Here is a 21,817-nt window from a genome sequence, read left to right as displayed (position 1 = left end):
CCATGGAACACAACGTACTCGGCTCCGAGCTGGTGCCCTGCTCCTACGACCCGCTGACGGGCTACTTCCGCGACGGCTGCTGCAATACCGACGACAGCGATGCGGCCGCACACGTGGTTTGCGTCAAAGTAACACGCGAGTTCCTGGCCTTCTCGCTGTCACGCGGCAACGACCTCTGCACACCCCGCCCCGACTACCGCTTTGCCGGGCTCAAACCCGGCGACCGCTGGTGCCTGTGTGCCAGCCGCTGGAAGGAAGCCCTGGAGGCCGGTGTGGCCCCACCGGTGGTGCTGGACTCCACCCACATCCGGGCGTTGGAATTTGTTTTATTGGAAGACTTGTTGCGACATGCAGTACCGGGTCGAAATACCGCCGTTTGACTGCTATAATTCGAGGCTCTGGAACGGTGGATGAGCGGTTTAAGTCGCACGCCTGGAAAGCGTGTGAGGGTTAATAGCCCTCCGCGGGTTCGAATCCCGCCTGTTCCGCCAGATTGGCTTCCAAAGCCTGAAAAAGCCCTAGCGCCTTAAAACGCTAGGGCTTTTTTTTCGACTTTTTCGTGCCCAGGGCTTCAAGCAAAATACATCCAAGCACCGCCTCTATTTTTTGATCAACACGCACAAGCGCACCATGTCTATTGCCACCGAAATTTCCCCCGGCCTTACCGTCCAAGGTTTCCCCCCCCCGCTGCGCCTGAGCGACTTCAAACTAATCGCCTTTGACATGGACTCCACCCTGATCAACATCGAGTGCGTGGATGAGATCGCCGACGCTGCCGGTCGCAAGGCCGAGGTAGCCGCCATCACCGAAGCCGCCATGCGCGGCGAAATCACCGACTACAAGGAAAGCCTGCGTCAACGCGTGGCCCTGCTCAAGGGCGTGAGCGTAGCCAGCATGGAACAGGTCTACAACGAACGTCTGCAACTCAACCCAGGTGCCGCAGCCTTGGTGGCAGCCTGCAAAGCCGCCGGCATGAAGGTGCTCCTAGTCAGCGGCGGCTTCACATTTTTCACCGACCGCATTCGTGATCTATTGCACATAGACGCCACCCGTTCCAACATGTTGGAAGCAGTGGATGGCATGCTTACCGGCCGCATGCTGGATCAGGCCTGGGGCGATATTTGCGATGGCGACGAGAAGCGCAAGATGCTGCTGCAGACCTGTGCTGAAATGGGCATCACAGCCCAGCAAGCCATTGCCATGGGCGATGGTGCCAATGATTTGCCGATGATGGGCGTAGCCGGTTTGTCGGTGGCTTACCACGCCAAGCCAGCCGTGCGCGAAAAAGCCATGGTCGCTATAAACAGCGGCGGACTCGACCGTTTGTTGGAGGTAGTGCACTAATTCCGTCCCCTTCTGCGCAAGTGGTAAACGGAAGGCCTATGATGGTCGTTAAGTAGATAGAACTTTTAGCGAGAGCAGCGAATCCAGACCGTATAAGTCCATTGCAAATATTAGGAGAATGCCATGACCATTTTCACCCGCTACCAAGGCCGCTTTGCAGCAGCACAGGAAGAGGAAATGTCGGTTCAGGACTATCTGGAGTTATGCAAGCGTGACCCCACGGCCTACGCCAGCGTGGCAGAACGCATGCTGCTGGCAATTGGTGAGCCCGAGCTGGTAGATACCCGCACCGACTCCCGCCTATCACGCATCTTCGCCAACAAGGTCTTGAAGGTGTACCCCAGCTTCAAAGACCTCTACGGCATGGAAGAGGTGATAGAGCACATCGTCTCCTATTTCCGCCACGCAGCCCAAGGCCTTGAAGAGAAAAAGCAGATTCTCTATCTGCTGGGGCCGGTCGGCGGCGGCAAGTCTTCTCTGGCTGAAAAACTCAAGGCCTTGATCGAAAAAGTTCCTTTCTACGCCATCAAGGACTCCCCAGTCCACGAGTCCCCGCTGGGTCTTTTCAACCCGGCAGAAGATGCCGAGTTACTGGAAACCGACTACGGTATCCCACGACGCTACCTCGGCACCATCATGAGCCCCTGGGCGGTCAAGCGCCTGCAGGAGTTCGGCGGTGACATCACCCGCTTTCGCGTGGTGAAGCTACGCCCCTCGGTGTTATCACAGATCGCGGTCTCCAAGACCGAACCAGGCGACGAAAACAACCAGGACATCTCGTCCCTGGTCGGCAAGATCGACATCCGCAAGCTGGAAACCTATTCCCAAAACGACCCGGACGCGTATTCATACTCGGGCGGCCTGTGCCTGTCGAATCGCGGCGTGCTGGAGTTTGTGGAAATGTTCAAGGCCCCCATCAAAGTCTTGCACCCCTTGCTGACCGCCACGCAAGAAGGCAACTACAAGGGCACGGAAGGCTTTGGCGCCATACCGTTTGACGGTCTGGTACTGGCCCATTCAAACGAGGCCGAATGGCAGGCCTTCAAGAACAACCGCAACAACGAAGCTTTTCTGGACCGCATCTACATCGTCAAAGTGCCCTACTCGCTGCGCGTGTCCGATGAAATCCATATCTACGAAAAACTGGTGTCCAACTCGTCGCTGTCACAAGCGCCTTGCGCTCCCGACACGCTGCGCATGCTGGCCCAGTTCTCGGTACTGTCGCGGCTGAAAGACCCCGAAAACTCCAGCATCTTCTCCAAGATGCGGGTCTACGACGGTGAAAACCTCAAGGACACCGACCCCAAGGCCAAGAGCTACCAGGAATACCGTGACTTCGCAGGCGTGGACGAAGGCATGACGGGTCTATCCACCCGGTTCGCTTTCAAGATCCTGTCGCGCGTCTTCAACTTCGACCACCGTGAAGTTGCTGCCAACCCGGTGCACCTGATGTATGTGCTGGAGCAGCAGATCGAGCAAGAGCAGTATCCGCCAGAGGTGGAAGAAAAATACCTGCGCGCCATCAAGGAATTCCTGTCACCGCGCTACGCAGAATTCATAGGCAAGGAAATCCAGACCTCCTATCTGGAAAGCTACTCCGAGTACGGGCAGAACATCTTCGACCGCTATGTGGTGTATGCCGACTTCTGGATCCAGGACCAGGAATACCGCGACCCCAACACCGGCGAAATGCTGGACCGCAGTGCGCTCAACGACGAGCTGGAAAAAATCGAGAAGCCTGCCGGCATTTCCAATCCCAAGGACTTCCGTAACGAAGTAGTCAACTTCGTGCTGCGCGCCCGCGCCCGCCAGGACGGACACAACCCACTGTGGACATCCTACGAAAAGCTGCGCGCGGTGATCGAGAAGAAGATGTTCTCCAACACCGAAGAGCTGTTGCCAGTGATCTCGTTCAACGCCAAAGCCAGTGGCGAAGAACAGAAGAAGCACCAGGACTTCGTCAACCGCATGATCGCCAAGGGCTATACCGAGAAGCAGGTGCGCTTGCTGTGCGAGTGGTATTTGCGGGTGCGCAAATCCTCGTAACGCAATAGCCAACCAACCCGTCTGCACCATGTGTGCAGCGCACCACAGCAGACGGGTTCCTTCAAGTCAACGGGAGACTCTATGACGGTGCGCATCGTAGACCGGCGGTTTGACAGCAAGCACAAGAGCTCGGTCAACCGCAGCCGCTTCATCCAGCGTTTCAAGGGCCAGATCCGCAAAGCCGTTTCAGATGCCGTGAACAAGCGCGGCATGCGCGACCTGGACAATGGTGAAAAAATCAGCATTCCCGGCAAAGACATAGGTGAGCCGCAGTTCGAGCACGGCCAGGGCGGCGTCTGGGAAGTGGTACGCCCCGGCAACGACCGCTTCCACCGCGGCGACCAGGTGGAGCGCCCTCAAGGCGGCGGAGCCGGCGGCAAAGGCAAGGGCCAGGCCAGCAATGAAGGCGAAAGCCTGGATGAATTCGTCTTCACCCTCACCCGGGACGAATTTCTGGACATCTTTTTCGATGAGCTGGCCCTACCCAATCTGGTCAAACAACAACTGGCGCGCATAGACCAGTACCGCCGCGTGCGGGCCGGCTTTGTACAGACGGGCGTACCCACCAACATCAATCTCAGCCGCACCATGCGCGGCGCAGCCGGGCGGCGCATTGCGGTGGGCGGTCCCTATGCCGCGCAGATTCGCGCGCTCGAAGCCGAGCTGGAAGAACTGCGTAAAACCCGACCTGAGGACGACCCGGACGTGGAGCAACTGCGCCGCGACATCGCCCACCTGCGTGCCAAGATCGAAGCCGTGCCTTTTGTGGACACCTTTGACCTGCGCTACAACAACCGCGTGCGCATACCCCAGCCCACCACGCAAGCCGTGATGTTCTGCCTGCTGGACGTGTCGGGCTCAATGGACGAGGGGCGCAAAAACATCGCCAAACGCTTCTTCATGCTGCTCTACCTGTTCCTGACGCGCAACTACGAGCGCATCGAGGTGGTATTCATACGCCACCACACGGTGGCCAGTGAAGTGAATGAAGACGACTTCTTCACCTCGCGCGAATCGGGCGGCACCGTGGTGTCCAGCGCGCTCAAGCTGATGCATGAAATCATCACCGCCCGCTACAACAGCCACGCCTGGAATATCTACGGCGCACAAGCATCCGACGGCGACAACTGGCACGACGACTCCCCCCTATGCAAAAACCTGCTGCAAGAGTCGCTGCTACCGCTGTGCCAGTTCTTCGCCTACATCGAAATAACCGAAGGCCCGCCACAAAACCTGTGGGACGAATACACCCAGCTGCAAGGCAGCGCTGACGGCAATTTCGCCATGCAACGCATTGCCACGGTGGCCGACATCTACCCTGTGTTCCGTGAACTCTTCAAGCGGCGTGCCTGAACCATGAGCACCTCCAAACTCCTCCCCACCGGCTCCGAATGGACCTTTGAAGCCATCGAGGCCTACGACCAAGCCATAGGCGAAGTCGCTCGCCGCTACAAGCTGGACGGCTACCCCCACCTGTTGGAGATCATTAGCGCCGAGCAAATGATGGACGCCTATGCCTCCATCGGCATGCCGGTGTACTACCACCACTGGTCCTTCGGCAAACATTTTCTGGCTACCGAAAACCGCTACAAGCGCGGCCAGATGGGGCTGGCCTACGAGATCGTCATCAACTCCGACCCCTGCATCGCCTATCTGATGGACGAAAACACCCTGCCCATGCAGGCGCTGGTGATCGCCCACGCGGCCTACGGTCACAACTCCTTTTTCAAGGGCAACCACCTGTTCAAGCAGTGGACCAGCGCGGACGCCATCGTGGACTACCTGGTTTTTGCTCGCAACTACATCGCACAGTGTGAGGAACGCCACGGCGTAGAAGCTGTAGAACAGTTGCTAGACGCCTGCCACGCGCTGAGCAACCTGGGGGTGGACCGCTACAAGCGCTCGCCCCGCCTGTCGCTCGAAAAAGAAACCTCGCGCCTGAAAGAGCGCGCCGAATACCTGCAAGCCCAGGTCAACGACCTGTGGCGCACCCTGCCCCCACGCGCCGAGGCCGAGGCCACCCAGGAGGAAAAGCGCTTTCCGCTGGAGCCCGAGGAAAACCTGCTGTACTTCGTCGAAAAAAACGCCCCACTGCTCGACCCCTGGCAGCGTGAAATTGTGCGCATCGTGCGCAAGATCGGCCAGTATTTCTACCCGCAGCGCCAAACCCAGGTGATGAACGAAGGCTGGGCCACCTACTGGCACTACACCCTGCTCAACACCTTGTACGACGAAGGCCGGCTGGGCGACGGCTTCATGCTGGAGTTCTTGCAGTCGCATACCAATGTGGTCTACCAGCCGCCGTACAACAGCCCCTACTACTCGGGCATCAACCCCTACGCGCTGGGTTTTGCCATGTGGCGCGACATACGCCGCATCTGCGAAGACCCGACCGACGAGGACCGCGCCTGGTTCCCCGACATTGCCGGCTCCAACTGGCGCGAGACCTTTGACTTCGCGATGCACAACTTCAAGGACGAAAGCTTCATTGCCCAGTACCTGTCGCCCCGGCTGATGCGGGAGTTCCGCCTGTTCAGCGTGCTGGACGACGACGCCCGTAAAACCCTGGAGATCAGATCCATCCACGATGACAGCGGCTACCGCGCGCTGCGCCACCAGCTGTCCGAGCAATACGACCTGGGCCACCGCGAACCAAATATCCAGGTCTGGAACGTGGACCTGCGCGGCGATCGCTCGCTGACCCTGCGCCACTTCAGCCACCAACGCCGCCCACTGGGCGATTCCAGCGCCACCGTGCTCAAGCACATGGCCACGCTATGGGGCTTCAATGTGCGGTTGGAACGGCAAAACGCCGACGGCAGCACCAGCCTGGTGGCCGAGCACCTGAGCGAAAAGCGCCGCCGCGCGCCCGGCAAAAGCACGCCCTGAGCGTCGGAGCACAACGCTACACCTTTTATAGCTGCCAGCGCAGATTTTTCCTGCGCTACAGCCTTCTTTTTCATAAATTTCTCGACGCGTCCATTTGCAGTGTGTGGTTTTAAAAACCATCCCAACACCATCCATATGGATGGTTCATACTGCGAACATGAAATCCCCCATTGCAACCGAGTCCGCCAAAGCCAAGGCCCAGGACTCTGAAAAAATCACCATCAACCTGGGTTTTGTGGACCTCGGCCATGTGGACCTGCTGGTGTCGGAAGGCTTCTACGCCAACCGCACAGACTTCATCCGCACCGCCATCCGCAACCAGCTGACCACCCACGCCGACACCGTCAAGCAGGTGGTAGCGCGCAAGATGCTGGTGCTGGGCATGCAGCATTTCAGCGAAAGCGATTTGCTGGCTGTCCAGGCCGCCAATCAAAAACTGCAGATCCGTGTGCTGGGCCTGGCCAGCATTGGCCACGACGTGAGTCCCGAGCTGGCATTGGCCACCATCGACTCGCTGGAAGTGCTGGGCGCCCTGCATGCCAGCTCAGCCGTCAAAGCAGCTTTGGCCAAGCGCCAAGCCTGAAACCCCATGTCCACCGACTTACAACGAAAGCCCGCATGAGCGCACTGTTTAAAAAGATCATGCAAGAAGCCACCCGGCTGACACAACGCGGCCATCTGCAAGATGCCACCCGCGCCATCCAGCAGGCACTCGCACGGGTGACAGAGGGTTTTGCGACGACCAAAGCACCCGCCCGCCCGGCGCCAGCCAGTCCACCCGCGGCATCCCCCTGGATATTCGATGGCTACGTCACCGAATTGCCGACAAAGCCCAGCGCACCTGCCACACCACCCGCAGAAGCCCCCACGCGCCCCGCAATCCATGACACAGCGGAAGCCTTTGTAGAAGGCCGGTTCGAACACGCCCTGGGTGCACTGCAGTACAAGCTGTACACCCCCCCCGGCCCCCAAGCCCAGCCCATGCCACTGGTGCTGATGTTGCACGGCTGCACGCAGGACCCTGACGACTTTGCGGCCGGCACCGGCATGAATGCCATCGCGCTAGAACATGGATTTGCCGTTCTCTACCCTGCCCAGCAGCAGACCGCCAACAGCCAGCGCTGCTGGAACTGGTTCAAACCCACAGACCAGCAACGCGACGGCGGCGAGGCAGCCCTGCTGGCAGCCCTGGTGCAGCACGTGACCGCCCAGCACGCGATAGACCCACGCCGCGTGTACGTGGCAGGTTTGTCCGCAGGCGGTGCCATGGCCAGCATCCTGGGCCACACCCACCCGGACCTGTTTGCCGCTGTCGGCGTGCATTCCGGCCTGGCCTGTGGCGCGGCCAATGGCCTCATCAGCGCCCTGTCGGTCATGAAAAGCGGCAATGGCCGCAGCAAGCTGCAGTCCACTGTCCCCATCATCGTCTTCCACGGTGACGCCGATACGGTAGTGCACCCGCACAACGGCCAAGCCGTGCTGCAATCCGTGGTTGGCGCAGGTGAACAGTCCACGCCCAACAAGGTCCAGAGCAAGTCGCCCCAGGGCCGGGCCTATACCCGCACCCGCTACCAGCGTGAGGACGGCAGCAGCCTGGCCGAATACTGGGAGCTGCACGGCGCCGGCCATGCCTGGTCGGGCGGCAACAACAGCGGCAGCTACACCGACCCACAGGGCCCGGACGCGTCGGCAGAAATGTGGCGCTTCTTCGAGAGCCATTCCCGCCCGCTGGTGCATTAACTGGGGGCATCAACTGGTGCATTGGCTACACTGCCGACCCTAACCGCGTACGCCGAATTGCATGTCTGACTACCTCACCGCCGCCTTCTACCAGTTCGTAGAGCTGCCCGACTACACCGCCTTGCAGGCGCCGCTGCAGGCCTGCTGCGAGTCGCACGGCGTCAAAGGCATGATTTTGCTGGCCACCGAAGGTATCAACGGCACCATCGCGGGATCGCCAGACGGCGTGCATGCCGTGCTGGCCTGGCTACGCTCTGACCCGCGGCTGGCGCGGCTGCAGCACAAGGAAGGCTTCGCCCAGCATTCACCCTTCTACCGCATGAAAGTACGGCTGAAGCGCGAGATCGTCACGCTGGGCGTGCCAGGGCTGAACCCCAGCCAGATGGCCGGCCAATACGTCAAGCCCGAAGACTGGAATGCGCTGATCGCCGATCCCGACGTGGTGCTGGTGGATACACGCAATGAATACGAGGTCGGCATTGGCACCTTCCAAGGCGCCATCAACCCGCATATCGACAGCTTTGCCGAATTTCCGCAGTGGGTGGAGCAGGCCCGCGCCGAGGGCCAGCCGCTGCACCGCAAGCCCAAGGTTGCCATGTTCTGCACCGGCGGCATACGCTGCGAAAAATCCACCGCACTGCTGCGCGCCCAGGGCTTTGACGAGGTCTACCACCTCGAAGGCGGCATCCTGAAATACCTGGAGACCGTACCCCAGGCCGAGAGCCGCTGGGACGGCCAGTGCTTTGTGTTCGACGAGCGTGTCTCGGTGGGCCATGGCCTGGTGCCCGGCACGCTGGAGCTGTGCCGCTCCTGCCGCTGGCCGCTGGGCGAGGCCGATCTGGCATCGCCCCACTTTGTACGCGGCGTGTCCTGCGCGCATTGCCACGACCAAAAGACCGAAGCCCAAAAACAAGGCTTTCTGGAGCGCGAGCACCAGATGGCCCTGGCCCGCGAGCGGCAGCAGCCGCATGTGGGCGCCAAGCTGAAATCCTAGTGCGGCCCATCCTGTATTCCTTCCGCCGCTGCCCCTATGCCATGCGGGCACGGCTGGCCTTGTGGGCCAGCAGCCAAGTCTGCGAGCTGCGCGAAGTGGTGCTGCGCAACAAGCCCCCCGAATTGCTCGCCGCATCCGCCAAGGCCACCGTACCCGTGCTGGTGCTGCCCGGCGGCGAAGTTCTGGACCAGAGCCTGGACATCATGCTGTGGGCACTACGGCAGAACGACCCGGCCGGCTGGCTGGAGCCTACTCACGGCACACTGGGCGACATGCTGGCCCTGGTGGCCCGCGTGGATGGCAATTTCAAACACCATCTGGACCGCTACAAATACCCGGGCCGCTATGAAGAAAATAGCACGCTACCCAATACGCATATGCACCGGACTGCTGCCAGCCTGTTATTGGAAGAATTCGAAACACGGCTGACGGCGCACGCCTTCTTGCTGGGCCAGCGCACCAGCCTGGCCGATATGGCAGTGGCGCCCTTTGTACGGCAGTTTGCCCATGTGGATGCAGACTGGTTCGCAGCCCAGCCCTGGCCCCGGCTGCAAGCCTGGCTGGCCGCCTGGGAGGCCTCTGACGCCCTGGCCCAGGTGATGTCCAAGTTCCCGCCCTGGCAGGCCGGAGCGCCTGCCGTGTGCTTTCCTACAGCGCCTTGATCCCCGCCAGCAGCAGGCCGGCAGCCAGCAAGCCACCTTGCAGGCGCAGGGCCGAAGGCATGCAGACCAGACGGGTTTCCACATGGCGGTACAGCCAGCGTCCACTGACCATGGACGCCGCAAACGCCAGCACCATGCCAAAGGCATTCACCCAGGGCTGGGTGGGCCAGAACTGGTTGAACGCAGTGTTCACCAGCAGGCACACCGGAAAGTGCACCAAAAACACCGAGTACGACATCTGGCCCAAGCGCTGCAGCGGCGCCAGAGGCGACCAGTGGCGCACACTCTGGCTGGCCTGCAGCACGCACAACATCAAAGCCATGACCAACGCCACGGCAATACGGCCGCGGAAGTCCCAGGCCAGTGCCGCCACGCCCAGCAAGGCCAAGGCCATTAGCCACAGCAACGGCCGCTGGCTGCGCCCGGCCCAGAAGGCCAGCATGCCCAGCCCATACGAGCCCACGAAATACAAAGCCCAGGTGTCCAGCGACGGCATGCGGTTGAAATAAGCCAGAGACGCGCAGGTCAGGCCCAGCACCAGCGCGGGCGCCAGCCAGGGGCTGCGGCCATGCGTGGGCCAGGCTCGCGCCAGGCTGAACACCGCCACCGCCAGCACAAACAGCTGGAAGTCGATGGCCACGTACCAGACACCGGCCGACAACGCCTCAAAGCCCAGCACGTCCTGCAGCATCAGCACATGGGCCAATAGCTGCGGCAGGGACGGCTCAGACGGGATGGACGAGTGCTCCATGCCATTGCGTGCCAACTCGGCTGCCAGCAAGCTCAGCAGCAGCGCAGCCAGATACGGCGTGGACAGGCGCACAAAGCGGCGCTGCACCTGCGGCCAGGCCTGCTCGAACCGGGCCACGCCGGTGGGCGCCAAGGTGCTGGCCGCCAGATAACCACCCAGCACCAGAAACACCTGCACCGCCATACGGCCGTAGTCGAACAGCCAGTCCATCAGGCCAGGGGCCAGCGGAAAAGCCACGTCCGACATAGGACCGTAAAAAACCAGGTGGTGCCCCACGACCAGCATGCAGGCCAGTCCTTTGAATACATCTAGCAGGGGGATACGAGAAGCGTTGGAACGGTTAGAGGAAGAAGGCATCGTCACACAAAAGGCGGCCCCCGCAACAGTCCGGGGTCCACAAAAACAAGGGGAACGCACAAGGCGTTCCCCGGTAAAAATCTAAAGGGATAGGCTAAACGGATAAACGGGCTTTGGCCTCGGCGTATTCGCGCCGGAGCTGGGCCACGTATTCGCCCGCAGGCTGGATTTTACGGACTGCGCCAATGCCCTGGCCGCAGCCCCAGATATCTTTCCACGCTTTGGCCGCCGTATCGCCGCCAAAATTCATCTTGGTAGGGTCGCTTTCGGGCAGATGCTCAGGGTCCAGGCCGGCCGCGCGGATGGACGGTGCCAGGTAGTTGCCGTGCACGCCGGTGAACAGATTGGTCAGTACGATGTCGTCCGAATCACCATCCACGACGGCCTGCTTGTAGGCGTCTACGGCACGTGCTTCCTCGGTAGCGATGAAGGCTGAGCCTATGTAAGCAAAGTCAGCCCCCATGGCCTGTGCCGCCAGCACGCCACCGCCGGTGGAGATGGCGCCGCTCAGGGCCAGCGGGCCATCAAACCATTCACGGATTTCCTGCACCAGGGCGAACGGGCTCTTCACTCCCGCGTGGCCACCGGCACCGGCCGCCACAGCGATCAGGCCGTCAGCGCCCTTCTCTATCGCCTTGTGGGCAAACTTGTTGTTGATGATGTCGTGCAGCACCACGCCGCCGTAACTGTGCACCGCTGCGTTCACATCCTCGCGCGCGCCCAGCGAGGTGATGACGATGGGCACCCTGAACTTCACGCAGGCCTGCAGGTCGTGCTCCAGGCGGTCATTCGACTTGTGCACGATCTGGTTGATGGCGAACGGTGCGGCCGGTGCGTCGGGGTGGGCCAGGTTGTAGGCCGCCAGGGTTTCAGTGATCTCGGCCAGCCAGTCGTCCAGTTGCGATGCCGGACGCGCGTTCAGCGAAGGCATGGAGCCGACCACCCCGGCAATGCACTGGGCAATCACCAGCTTGGGGGTGCTGACGATGAACATCGGCGAAGCGATGATGGGCAGCGGCAGCGCGTTCAACGGGGCAGGCAATCTGGACATGGGGTCTCCGGTGCATTTATAAAAAATCTGGCTCTGGCGCAGGTAATACCTGCGCTAGCAGCTACACAATCAATAGCAAATCAGAACGCATCCACACCCAGCGCAGTGACGCTGTCCGCGCCTTCCAGAATGCTGTCGCGCAGGCTTTGCGCGGTGACCAGCACATGGTCGGCATAGAAACGTGCGGTGCTGATCTTGGCTTGCATAAACGCTGTGTCTTCACCCTTGGCCAGCAGGTCCTCGGCCACCAGCAGGGAGCGCGCCAGCTGCCAGCCGGCAACCAGCTTGCCGGCCAGCATCAGGTAGGGCACGCTGCCGGCAAACACCGCATTCGGCTCGGTCTTGGTGTTGCTTACTACGAAGCTCACCACGTCCAAAAAGGCAGTGCGCGCAGCCTTCAACCGTTTGGCCACGGCCTGCGCGTGGGCGCTGCCGCTTTGGGCCAATGCGGTCTCGGTGACCACGATCTGGCGCGCAATCGCTTTAGCAGTGGCGCCGCCGTCGCGTACCGTCTTGCGGCCTACCAGATCGTTCGCCTGGATCGCCGTTGTACCTTCGTAGATGGCCAGGATCTTGGCGTCGCGCAGGTATTGTGCGGCGCCAGTTTCTTCGATGAAGCCCATGCCGCCATGCACTTGCACGCCCAGCGAAGCCACGTCCAGGCTCATTTCGGTGCTGTAGCCCTTGACCAGCGGCACCAGGAACTCGTGGAAAGCCTGGCTCTGCTGGCGTGTCTCGGCATCGGTATGGTGGTGCGCCGTGTCATAGGCAGCAGCTGCCACGGCCGACATGGCGCGACAGCCCTGGGTGTGGGCGCGCATGGTCATCAGCATGCGCTGCACGTCCGGGTGGTGGATGATGGGCACGCTGGCCTTGACCGATCCATCAACCGGGCGGCTCTGGACCCGGTCTTTGGCGAACTGCACGGCCTTCTGGTAGGCCCGCTCAGCCAGGGCAATGCCCTGCATGCCCACCGCGTAGCGGGCGGCATTCATCATGATGAACATATATTCCAGGCCGCGGTTTTCCTCGCCGACCAGGTAACCCACGGCACCGCCGTGGTCGCCGTACTGCAGCACGGCTGTGGGGCTGGCCTTGATGCCCAGCTTGTGTTCGATGCTGACGCAATGCACGTCGTTGCGCGCCCCCAGCGAGCCATCGGCATTCACCAGAAACTTGGGCACCACGAACAGGCTGATGCCCTTCACCCCTTCGGGCGCGCCGGTCACGCGGGCCAGCACCAGATGGACGATGTTCTCGGCCATGTCGTGCTCACCCCAGGTGATGAAAATCTTGGTGCCAAACACCTTGTAGCTGCCATCGCCCTGCGGTTCGGCGCGGCTGCGCACCATGGCCAGGTCGCTGCCGGCCTGCGGCTCGGTCAGGTTCATGGTGCCGGTCCATTTGCCGCTGACCAGGTTCTCCAGGTAGGTGGCCTTGAGTGCGTCCGAGCCGGCGGTCAGCAGCGCTTCAATCGCGCCGTCGCTGAGCAGCGGGCACAGCGCGAAGCTCAGGTTCGCGCTATTGCACATCTCCACGCAGGCCGCGCCAATCGTCTTGGGCAGGCCCTGGCCACCGTATTCGGTGGGGTGCTGCAAGCCCTGCCAGCCGCCTTCGGCAAACTGTTTGAAGGCATCCTTGAATCCGGTCGTGGCGGTGACCACGCCGTTTTTCCAACTAGACGGATTTTTGTCCCCTTCCCAGTTCAGCGGAGACAACACCCCCTCGTTGAACTTGGCGGCCTCTTCCAGCACCGCCTGGGCCGTATCCAGCCCCGCGTCTTCAAAGCCTGGCAACGCAGCGATATGGTCGATATGGGCCAGATGCTGGATGTTGAAAAGCATGTCTTTCAGCGGGGCGGTGTAGCTCATGGGGTGTCTCCGGGATCAATAGTTATAAAAAAAGGGCACCGCGCACGATGCCCCTTCGCACTGACCTGCTTCTTACAAAGCCGCGACGAGTGCAGGCACGGCGACAAACAGGTCCGCCTCCAGCCCGTAATCGGCCACGGAGAAGATCGGTGCCTCACCATCCTTGTTGATGGCCACAATGACCTTGCTGTCCTTCATGCCGGCCAAGTGCTGAATGGCGCCGCTGATGCCGGCGGCGATGTACAGCTGGGGCGCGACGATCTTGCCGGTCTGGCCCACTTGCCAGTCGTTCGGGGCGTAACCCGCATCCACGGCTGCGCGGCTGGCACCCAGTGCGGCGCCCAGCTTGTCGGCCAGCGGAATCATCACTTCGTTGAACTTCTCGGCGCTGCCCAGAGCACGGCCACCGCTGACGATGATCTTGGCGGCGGTGAGCTCGGGGCGGTCGTTCTTGGCGATCTCGCTGCCCACAAAGCTGGATTGGCCGGAATCGGCCACGGCCGTCAGCTGCTCCACAGCAGCGCTGCCGCCGCTGGTTGCTACCGGGTCGAAGGCGGTGGTGCGCACGGTCAGGACCTTGGTTGCGTCCAGGCTTTGCACGGTGGCAATCGCGTTGCCGGCGTAGATCGGGCGCTCGAAGGTGTCGGCGCTGACGATCTTGGTGGCGTCAGAAATCTGGGCCACGTCCAGCAGTGCCGCGACGCGCGGCGCCACGTTCTTGCCACCAGCGGTCGCCGGGAACAGGATGTGGCTGTAAGCCGGGGCAATGGCCAGCACCTGGGCGGCCACGTTCTCGGCCAGACCATGGGCGAACTGGGCGCCATCGGCGTGCAGGACCTTGGACACGCCAGGCAACTGCGCTGCAGCAGCCGCGGCTGCGCCGGCGTTGCTACCCGCGATGAGGACATGCACATCACCACCGCACTGTGTGGCGGCGGCGACGGTGTTCAGGGTGGCGCCCTTGAGGCTGGCGTTGTCGTGTTCGGCAATAACGAGAGAAGTCATGGTGTCTTTCCTTGGTCCTGTCACAGGCCTGCGGGTGCAGGTTCGCTCCTTCCAGAAACACCGCGGAACTGGCTTTGCCAGGCCGCTGGTGTTGTCCCCTGCAAGGGGGTTGGCGAAGCGACACGCAGTGCGCGCAGCCTGGGGGTGTTAAATAACTTTGGCTTCGGTTTTGAGTTTGGCCACCAAGGTGGCGACGTCTGGGACTTTGATGCCGGCACTGCGCTGTGGCGGCTCGCTGACCTTCAGGGTCTTGATGCGGGGGGCGACGTTGACGCCCAGGTCTTCCGGCTTCACCACTTCCAGCGGTTTCTTCTTGGCCTTCATGATGTTGGGCAAGGTGACGTAGCGTGGCTCGTTCAGGCGCAGATCGGTGGTGATGATGGCTGGCAGGCTGACCGCGATGGTCTCCAGGCCGCCATCGACTTCACGGGTGACGTTGGCTTTGCCGTCGGCAATTTCCACCTTGCTGGCGAACGTGGCTTGCGGCAGATGGGCCAGCGCGGCCAGCATCTGACCGGTCTGGTTGCAGTCGTCGTCGATGGCTTGCTTGCCCAAGATCACCAGGCCGGGCTGTTCTTTGTCAACCAGGGCTTTGAGCAGCTTGGCCACGGCCAGTGGTTGCAGTTCTTCGCTGGTTTCCACCAGGATGGCGCGGTCGGCGCCGATGGCCATGGCGGTGCGCAGGGTTTCCTGGCATTGGGTCACGCCGCAGGACACGGCGATGATTTCGGTGACGGCGCCCTTTTCTTTCAGGCGAACCGCTTCTTCGATGGCGATCTCGTCAAACGGGTTCATGCTCATCTTGACATTGGCAATGTCCACACCCGTGTTGTCCGACTTCACCCGAACCTTCACGTTGTAATCCACTACGCGTTTGACTGCTACCAGGACCTTCATCACTGCACTCCTCAGAGTTATTGAATTGACGTATACGTAAACTTGCTGATTCTATTCCGCAGCACGTCCAGTCTCTTGCGAACATGCCGATCACCATGGGTTCGCCATTAAAAAGCACGATCGTTCTTTTTAATTATAGACCGCAATATGCGACCCACCGTCATCCAGGCGACAGCTACGGCTTCAGCACCGAGCGTTCTTTTTCAAACTCGGGGTATGGCTTCGAGTAGCGCCCTGCCGTACAGGATTCAATAGGCCCGTTGCGCTGGGTTCGGCAAGCCTCTTGGGCGCTTTGCTGCATGCCCTTGTACCAAGCCTCGGTAGAGCAGCCACACAATAAAAACACCAGAGCAGCACCCCATAAAACCATTCGTTGTTGCATCATTCATCCGCCTGTTTTCTGTGTGGCCGTAGCGTTGCGGGCGGCACGTTCTTGCGCCTTCAGCTCACCCAGGCTGCCCGACCACAGCATGTAAAAGCCCTCCTGGGCCGAGGTTTGCAGCCAACTCTCCCAGCGCGTGTTGTCCAGCGCCGCGTCGCTGGCAACCACACCGTCCTGCGCGATGCCTACAGCCAGGCTGCCGCCGGTGCCACTGCGGCGCTCTGCCTGCAAGCGCAGAAACTGGGCCTGTATGCGTTGCAACTCCACTTGCGATGCAGGCGTGAAGCGGTACAGCATCCAACGCCGCCCAGGGCCTGCGGGCTCCAGCCCCATGGCCGGAGCCGCAGTCACATTCAGCTGCATGGGCAGCTTGCGCTGTACCGCTTCAAACGCCCCGGCGACAGCGGGCTGGATGTCGATACTGAAGGTGGGCGTGCCACTGACTGCAGGCAGCAAGCGGTTGTCCACCTGCACCGCGAACATGATCTCCGCCGGGCTGGCATGCAGCAGCTGATCGGGCAGCTTGGCCAACCGTGACATGGAGCGGATGGGGATACCGGAGCAGGCAACCAGCCCCAACAACAAGCCGGTACAAATCACAGTTCGCCAATAGCTGGACATGGTAATAATTTCTAGTAGATGTTGATAAATTATTGTTTTACAGAAATTATTTGTCAAATTAAAATAAATCCCTCGCAAAGGAATGACCATGCAACACACCGCAGCAGCACCCACATCCGACCCTTTGGCATTGCGCCGCACCAGCCGCATCCTGGCGGCAGCTTGTGGCTTATTGGTCTGGGCCTTACCCCTGGCCGTGCTGGCCTGCTGGGCCGTGGCCGATACCGGCACCCTGGCTGCCCAGGCCCACTTGGCGTCCGGCGCCATACAGGGCGCTCTTTCGCCACTGCAGAGGCTGGCCGGCGCGCTGCTGACCTGCGGGCCCGTAGGCCTGCTGCTGCGCGGCCTGTGGGAAGCACGCAAATGCTTTCAGAGCTTCGCCCGGGGTCAGGTCTTCACCCCGCAAGCCGTACTGGGCCTGCGGCGCTTTGCCGCCTGGACCATGGCCTCCGTGCTGGCAGGCATGCTGCTGGTGCCCGCCCTGTCTGTATTGCTGACGCTGAACAACCCGCCGGGCATGCGGCACTTGGCGATTGCGCTGGGCTCGGACCACATCTTCACCCTGCTGTTCGCCGGGGTGGTGTGGCTGATGGCGGCCATCATCGGCCAGGGCCAGGCGCTGGCCGATGAAAACGCGGCTTTCGTTTAAACCTAGGTTAAAGGCGCCCAATGCCAATCGTGGTGCAACTCGATGTGATGCTGGCGCGTCGCAAACTCAAATCCAAGGTGCTGGCCGAGCTGGTGGGCATGACCGAGGCCAACCTGTCCCTGCTGAAGCAGGGCAAGGTCAAGGGCGTACGCTTTGACACGCTGGAGAAGATCTGCAGCATCCTGCAGTGCCAGCCTGGCGACCTGCTGGTCTACGAAGCCGATGCGGACACCACCGCAGCACCCTGATCCGAATCGCTGGCTGGCACTACCCGGGTGTGCACCACGCGCTGCGGGTAAGGCACGTCGATGTGGTGGGCACGCAAGGCTTTCAAAATACGCAGATTGATGGCCGAGCGCAGATTGCCCTGTCCGTTTTCCGGGTCGTTGATCCAGTAGCCTAGATTGAAGCCCAGGCCGTCTGCACCAAAGGCCGTCAAGGTGGCGGCGGGCGCAGGCTCGCGCAGCACGCGCTCTTCCTGCAGCGCCGCATCCACCAGCAGGCGCATTACCAGGTCCACGTCGCTGTCATAGCCCACAGAGACTTCGGTGGCCTGCGAAATCCGGGAGTTGTTCAGCGACAGGTTTTCCACCCGCTGGGTTAGCAGCATCTCATTGGGCACGATGGATTCACGGCCATTGGGCGCGCTGATCACGGTGTAGCGCGCGTTGATGTCGGTGATGCGGCCCTCAAAGCTGTCCATCTTCACAAAGTCACCAATGCGAACGCTGCGCTCGGCCAGGATGACAAAGCCGCTCACATAGTTGGCTGCCAGCTTCTGCAAGCCAAAGCCGATACCCACGCCCACAGCGCCGCCCAGCACCGACAAGGCCGTCAGGTCGATACCCACGGCCGACAAAGCCAGCAGCAGCCCCAGGAACATCAGCAAGGCGCGGGTGGCATTGCTGATGGCCTTGCGTAGCGACAGCACGCTGCCCGTGGCCTTGCGCAGCAAGCGCGACTCGATGGCCGCTGAAATCCACAGCGTCACGATCAGCACCGCACCGGCCGTGATCGCCCCCTCCAGCACATTGCGCGCCGACATGGTGGACGCGCCCACCTTCCATTTGATCTGGTCCAGCTCGTCCAGCAGCACCGGCAGCAGGCCGCTGACCCACAGCACCATGGCCAGCCAGGCCACCCAGGAAATGGTGCGCTCCAGCAGGCGCACCAGCGGCGCGTCATGGAAGGCCGCCTGCAGCACCTTCACCCCGGTGCGTATCACCACCAGCGAGATGATCACCGGCATGGCCAGCTTGTACACCGCCAGCGACATCCAATGCCCCAGCAGCAGCTCGGCCAGCGTGCCAAATGCCAGCAGCAGGAATGGGAACAGCACACCATCCACAATGCGGCGGCCAAACAGCACCGAGCGCGGATCGGGCGTGTCCACCGCCTTGCGCGCTGTCCACACCACAGCCCAAGCCAGCAGCAGGCACAACGCCAGGCTGGCCAGCTCAAACAGGGTCACAGGCCGCAGCAACGCAGCAATCCAGCTGTCCAGGTCGGTAATCGGGGCGGGGGAAGTCGTCGTCTTCAAAAAATCCATCGTGCAAAACCTTGGCGTATCGAGGCGACCGATTATCCCGGCGCTGCACGACCCCCAGGTAACACGCCGAGTTACAAGTCAGCCAGCACCCGGATATGCGCTTCCACGCTGCGGCCCAGCGCGCTCAACGCATAGCCGCCTTCCAGGCAGCTGACCATGCGGCCCTTGGAAAAGCGGCGGGCCACGTCCTTGATGCGCTGGGTGATCCAGGCGTAGTCCTGCTCCACCAGGCCCAGCTGGCCCATATCGTCCTCGCGGTGCGCATCAAAGCCCGCGCTGATGAAAATCATCTCGGGGCGGTGCTGCTCCAGCCGGGGTAGCCAGTACATCTCGATCAGCTCGCGGATGTCCATGCCTCGGGTGTAGGCAGCCACCGGCACGTTCACCAGGTTGGGCGCATCGGACTGCGCTCCGCCCACCGGGTAGAAGGGGTGCTGGTAGAAGCTGGTCATCAAAATGCGCTCGTCGCCGGCCACGATGTTCTCGGTGCCATTGCCGTGGTGCACATCAAAGTCGACGATGGCCACACGCTTCAGGCCATGGCGCTCCAGCGCGTACTTGGCGGCAATCGCCACGTTGTTGAAAAAGCAAAACCCCATGGCCTTGTCGCGGCAGGCATGGTGGCCGGGCGGACGGATGGCACAGAAGGCATTTTCCAGCTCACCGGCAATCACCGCGTCGGTGGCGGCAATGGCCGCGCCGGCAGCATGCAGGGCCGCCTCCCAGGTGTGGATATTGATGCTGGTGTCGGGGTCGATCTGCGCATGGCTGGGGCCGCCGGCGTTGATCTCATCCCGCAGACTATCGCCCAGGCCGCGCAGGGCGGAAATATGGCTGCGGCTGTGTGCCAGCTCGATGTCGGCGAGCGAAGCCGCGTCCGCTTGGCGCGGGTCCAAGGCGTCGGCCACGCCAGAGATCAGCAGCCTGTCGTCGATCGCATCCAGCCGCTCCGGGCATTCTGGATGGCCAGGGCCCATCTCGTGCTTGCGGCAGGCGGGATGGCTGAAGTATCCGGTCTTGTTCACGGTCATGGGCGTGGGACTTGAAATTTCATGTAACGTCTTGGCATGCATGTACAAAACAAACTCCACGCACTGCTGGGCCAGCTTAACACGGTGATTGTGGGTAAACCAGCCCAAGTACAGGACTGCGTCGCCTGCCTTCTGGCCGGCGGCCACCTGTTGATCGAAGACGTGCCCGGCGTGGGCAAGACCACGCTGGCCCATGCGCTGGCGCGCACCTTCGGCCTGCAGTTCTCGCGCGTTCAATTCACCTCGGACCTGATGCCGAGTGATCTGTCCGGCGTGTCTATCTACGAGCGAGGTAAAGAGGCCTTTGTCTTCCACCCTGGCCCGCTGTTCGCCCAGATTCTGCTGGCCGACGAGATCAACCGCGCCAGCCCCAAAACCCAAAGCGCGCTGCTCGAAGCCATGGAAGAAAAACAGGTCACCGTAGAGGGCGCCACCCGCCCCCTGCCCTCGCCCTTCTTCGTGATCGCCACGCAGAACCCCATGGACCAACTGGGCACCTTTGCCCTGCCCGAATCCCAGCTGGACCGCTTTCTGATGCGCATCTCGCTCGGCTACCCCGACCGCCAGGCCGAACGCGAGCTGCTGGCGGGGCAAGACCGGCGCGAACTGGTAGAGCACCTGCCCGCCCTGCTCAACGCGGCCGAGCTGCAGGCCCTGCAGCAGCAGGTGCTGCAGGTCCACACCGCCGCCCCGCTACTCGACTATGTACAAGACCTGGTGGCCGCCACTCGCTCCGGCCGTTGGTTTCTGCAAGGCCTGAGCCCGCGCGCCGGCATTGCCGTGGTGCGCGCCGCCAAGGCCCAGGCACTGCTGAGCGGGCGCGACTATGTGGCGCCCGACGATGTGCGGGCCATCCTGGCGCAAACCGTGGCGCACCGCCTGGTGCCGGTAGGCGATGCCGGCCGCGGCGCCGTAGCCCAGGTGCAGGCCATGCTCGAATCAACACCTTTGCCGTGACGCTCAGGAACCCTCTCGCTCTGCTGCGCGCGCGCTTCCAGCGCTGGTGGCAGGCGCGCATCCACTTCACCGACACCACGCTGTTAACCCAGCGCAACGTCTACATCCTGCCCACCGCACCCGGCCTCATGCTCGCCGCCACGCTGCTGGTGCTGTTGGTGGCCAGCATCAATTACCAGCTGAATCTGGGCTATTTATTGACCTTTCTCCTGGCGGGCTGCGCCGTAGTGGGTACCTATGTCGGCCACGCGACCCTGCATGGATTGAGTATGCATTTGATAGCACCCGAGCCCCAGTACACGGGCGCCAATGTGCTTGTTTCCATACAGCTCAGCAGCACGCGGAAAAAGATTCGCCACGGCATAGGCCTGGCCCTGCTGGGCTCTGGCCACTGGGCCTGGACCGACGTGCCCGCCCAGGGCAGCGCCCAGGTGCAGATCGCCTTCACCCCCACCGAGCGGGGCCTGCAGCGCGTGCCGGCCATCACCGCCGAGACGCGCTTCCCGCTGGGCACCTTCCGCGTGTGGACCTATTGGCGGCCGGCGGCACAGCTGCTGGTCTACCCCCGGCCTGAAGCCCATCCGCCGCCACTGCCGCCCGGCCAGCCGCGCCCTGGCAGCGCCAGCCACAGCGCGGCCCAGGCCAGCGGCGACTTTGACGGCGTGCGCGCCTACCGCCGTGGTGACCCGCTAAAGCTGGTGGTCTGGAAAAAGGCCGCCAAGGCCGATGAGCTGGTGAGCCGCGACAGCCAACAGGCCCAGCGCAGCGAACTCTGGCTGGACTACGCCCAGGCCGGCAGCTTGGGCACCGAGGCCCGGCTGTCACGCCTGTGCGCCTGGGTGCTGCAGGCCGACCGCCTGGGCCTGGACTACGGCCTGCGCCTGCCCGGTCTGGCCCTGCCGCCCGCTGCTGGCGAGGCGCACAAACGCCGCTGCCTGGAGGCACTGGCCTTATGCTGAATCGTCCTCCAGCGCAGAATCTACCTGCGCAAGCAGCTCTCATTTTGATAGTGGGCAGCCCA

The 21,817-nt window shown here is 62.1% G+C and carries 22 protein-coding genes and 1 tRNA gene; 14 read left to right on the top strand and 9 right to left on the bottom strand.

What is annotated here, in order from left to right:
• Positions 1-2: 2 nt before the first annotated feature.
• From AC07VY_RS05975 to AC07VY_RS05930, 10 genes are all read left to right on the top strand, one after another.
• On the top strand, positions 3-380 hold the full coding sequence (locus AC07VY_RS05975) for a DUF2237 family protein (protein ID WP_495076285.1): 378 nt from the start codon (positions 3-5) through the stop codon (positions 378-380).
• Between the two features lie 20 nt (positions 381-400).
• Positions 401-491: transfer RNA gene (locus tag AC07VY_RS05970), tRNA-Ser, on the top strand.
• A gap of 139 nt (positions 492-630) precedes the next feature.
• A complete protein-coding gene (gene serB, locus AC07VY_RS05965; protein ID WP_495096877.1) occupies positions 631-1,344 on the top strand; it encodes a phosphoserine phosphatase SerB in 714 nt (237 codons plus the stop codon).
• 123 nt (positions 1,345-1,467) lie between these two features.
• Complete coding sequence (locus AC07VY_RS05960) at positions 1,468-3,390, top strand: PrkA family serine protein kinase (RefSeq protein WP_495076287.1); 1,923 nt, start codon at positions 1,468-1,470, stop codon at positions 3,388-3,390.
• Positions 3,391-3,471: 81 nt separating this feature from the next.
• Positions 3,472-4,743, top strand: a complete 1,272-nt coding sequence (locus AC07VY_RS05955) for a YeaH/YhbH family protein (protein WP_495096878.1) — start codon at positions 3,472-3,474, stop codon at positions 4,741-4,743.
• Between the two features lie 3 nt (positions 4,744-4,746).
• On the top strand, positions 4,747-6,279 hold the full coding sequence (locus tag AC07VY_RS05950) for a SpoVR family protein (RefSeq protein ID WP_495096879.1): 1,533 nt from the start codon (positions 4,747-4,749) through the stop codon (positions 6,277-6,279).
• 157 nt (positions 6,280-6,436) lie between these two features.
• Positions 6,437-6,862: a CopG family transcriptional regulator gene (locus tag AC07VY_RS05945; protein ID WP_495096880.1), complete on the top strand. Its 426-nt coding sequence runs from the start codon at positions 6,437-6,439 to the stop codon at positions 6,860-6,862.
• A gap of 35 nt (positions 6,863-6,897) precedes the next feature.
• Positions 6,898-8,019, top strand: a complete 1,122-nt coding sequence (locus tag AC07VY_RS05940) for an extracellular catalytic domain type 1 short-chain-length polyhydroxyalkanoate depolymerase (protein ID WP_495096881.1) — start codon at positions 6,898-6,900, stop codon at positions 8,017-8,019.
• Positions 8,020-8,080: 61 nt separating this feature from the next.
• Positions 8,081-9,013 (top strand): oxygen-dependent tRNA uridine(34) hydroxylase TrhO, encoded by a 933-nt coding sequence (trhO, locus tag AC07VY_RS05935; protein ID WP_495096882.1) that lies wholly within the window; start codon positions 8,081-8,083, stop codon positions 9,011-9,013.
• Positions 9,007-9,675, top strand: a complete 669-nt coding sequence (locus AC07VY_RS05930; protein WP_495096918.1) for a glutathione S-transferase — start codon at positions 9,007-9,009, stop codon at positions 9,673-9,675. Before trhO ends, AC07VY_RS05930 begins: the two co-directional genes overlap by 7 nt.
• Here AC07VY_RS05930 and AC07VY_RS05925 read toward each other — a convergent pair.
• The 7 genes from AC07VY_RS05925 to AC07VY_RS05895 all read right to left on the bottom strand — a co-directional run bounded on the left by AC07VY_RS05925 (position 9,662) and on the right by AC07VY_RS05895 (position 16,610).
• Positions 9,662-10,783 carry an acyltransferase family protein gene (locus AC07VY_RS05925; protein WP_495096883.1) on the bottom strand — a complete coding sequence of 374 codons (1,122 nt, stop codon included), beginning with the start codon at positions 10,781-10,783 and terminating at the stop codon, positions 9,662-9,664. The two genes, AC07VY_RS05930 and AC07VY_RS05925, sit on opposite strands and share 14 nt — an antisense overlap.
• Positions 10,784-10,877: 94 nt before the next feature.
• Positions 10,878-11,834 (bottom strand): NAD(P)H-dependent flavin oxidoreductase, encoded by a 957-nt coding sequence (locus AC07VY_RS05920; protein ID WP_495096884.1) that lies wholly within the window; start codon positions 11,832-11,834, stop codon positions 10,878-10,880.
• An 80-nt stretch (positions 11,835-11,914) separates the two neighbouring features.
• Complete coding sequence (locus AC07VY_RS05915) at positions 11,915-13,705, bottom strand: acyl-CoA dehydrogenase (protein WP_495096885.1); 1,791 nt, start codon at positions 13,703-13,705, stop codon at positions 11,915-11,917.
• Positions 13,706-13,777: 72 nt separating this feature from the next.
• Entirely contained in the window at positions 13,778-14,710 is a 933-nt protein-coding gene (locus tag AC07VY_RS05910) for an electron transfer flavoprotein subunit alpha/FixB family protein (protein ID WP_495076296.1), read from the bottom strand.
• Positions 14,711-14,857: 147 nt separating this feature from the next.
• Positions 14,858-15,607: an electron transfer flavoprotein subunit beta/FixA family protein gene (locus AC07VY_RS05905; protein WP_495096886.1), complete on the bottom strand. Its 750-nt coding sequence runs from the start codon at positions 15,605-15,607 to the stop codon at positions 14,858-14,860.
• A 175-nt stretch (positions 15,608-15,782) separates the two neighbouring features.
• On the bottom strand, positions 15,783-15,992 hold the full coding sequence (locus tag AC07VY_RS05900) for a hypothetical protein (RefSeq protein WP_495096887.1): 210 nt from the start codon (positions 15,990-15,992) through the stop codon (positions 15,783-15,785).
• On the bottom strand, positions 15,993-16,610 hold the full coding sequence (locus AC07VY_RS05895) for a hypothetical protein (protein ID WP_495096888.1): 618 nt from the start codon (positions 16,608-16,610) through the stop codon (positions 15,993-15,995).
• 88 nt (positions 16,611-16,698) lie between these two features.
• Between AC07VY_RS05895 and AC07VY_RS05890 the strand changes: the two genes are divergently transcribed.
• The gene (locus tag AC07VY_RS05890; protein WP_495096889.1) at positions 16,699-17,259 is read left to right on the top strand and encodes a DUF2975 domain-containing protein; all 561 of its coding nucleotides are present in this window, start codon (positions 16,699-16,701) and stop codon (positions 17,257-17,259) included.
• Positions 17,260-17,279: 20 nt separating this feature from the next.
• Positions 17,280-17,507 carry a helix-turn-helix domain-containing protein gene (locus AC07VY_RS05885; RefSeq protein WP_348007854.1) on the top strand — a complete coding sequence of 76 codons (228 nt, stop codon included), beginning with the start codon at positions 17,280-17,282 and terminating at the stop codon, positions 17,505-17,507.
• Here AC07VY_RS05885 and AC07VY_RS05880 read toward each other — a convergent pair.
• A complete protein-coding gene (locus tag AC07VY_RS05880; RefSeq protein ID WP_495076301.1) occupies positions 17,471-18,808 on the bottom strand; it encodes a mechanosensitive ion channel family protein in 1,338 nt (445 codons plus the stop codon). The genes AC07VY_RS05885 and AC07VY_RS05880 overlap by 37 nt on opposite strands.
• Before the next feature lie 71 nt (positions 18,809-18,879).
• The gene (locus AC07VY_RS05875; protein WP_495096919.1) at positions 18,880-19,833 is read right to left on the bottom strand and encodes a histone deacetylase family protein; all 954 of its coding nucleotides are present in this window, start codon (positions 19,831-19,833) and stop codon (positions 18,880-18,882) included.
• A gap of 42 nt (positions 19,834-19,875) precedes the next feature.
• Between AC07VY_RS05875 and AC07VY_RS05870 the strand changes: the two genes are divergently transcribed.
• Together AC07VY_RS05870 and AC07VY_RS05865 are read left to right on the top strand one after the other, a co-directional pair.
• Complete coding sequence (locus tag AC07VY_RS05870) at positions 19,876-20,796, top strand: AAA family ATPase (protein WP_495076303.1); 921 nt, start codon at positions 19,876-19,878, stop codon at positions 20,794-20,796.
• Positions 20,793-21,755 (top strand): DUF58 domain-containing protein, encoded by a 963-nt coding sequence (locus AC07VY_RS05865; RefSeq protein ID WP_495096890.1) that lies wholly within the window; start codon positions 20,793-20,795, stop codon positions 21,753-21,755. Before AC07VY_RS05870 ends, AC07VY_RS05865 begins: the two co-directional genes overlap by 4 nt.
• Positions 21,756-21,817: the final 62 nt, after the last annotated feature.

This window comes from Rhodoferax sp. GW821-FHT02C08, from assembly GCF_059421805.1.
Note: the sequence above shows the minus strand (reverse complement) of the source record. Positions and strands in the feature narration are given on the sequence as shown.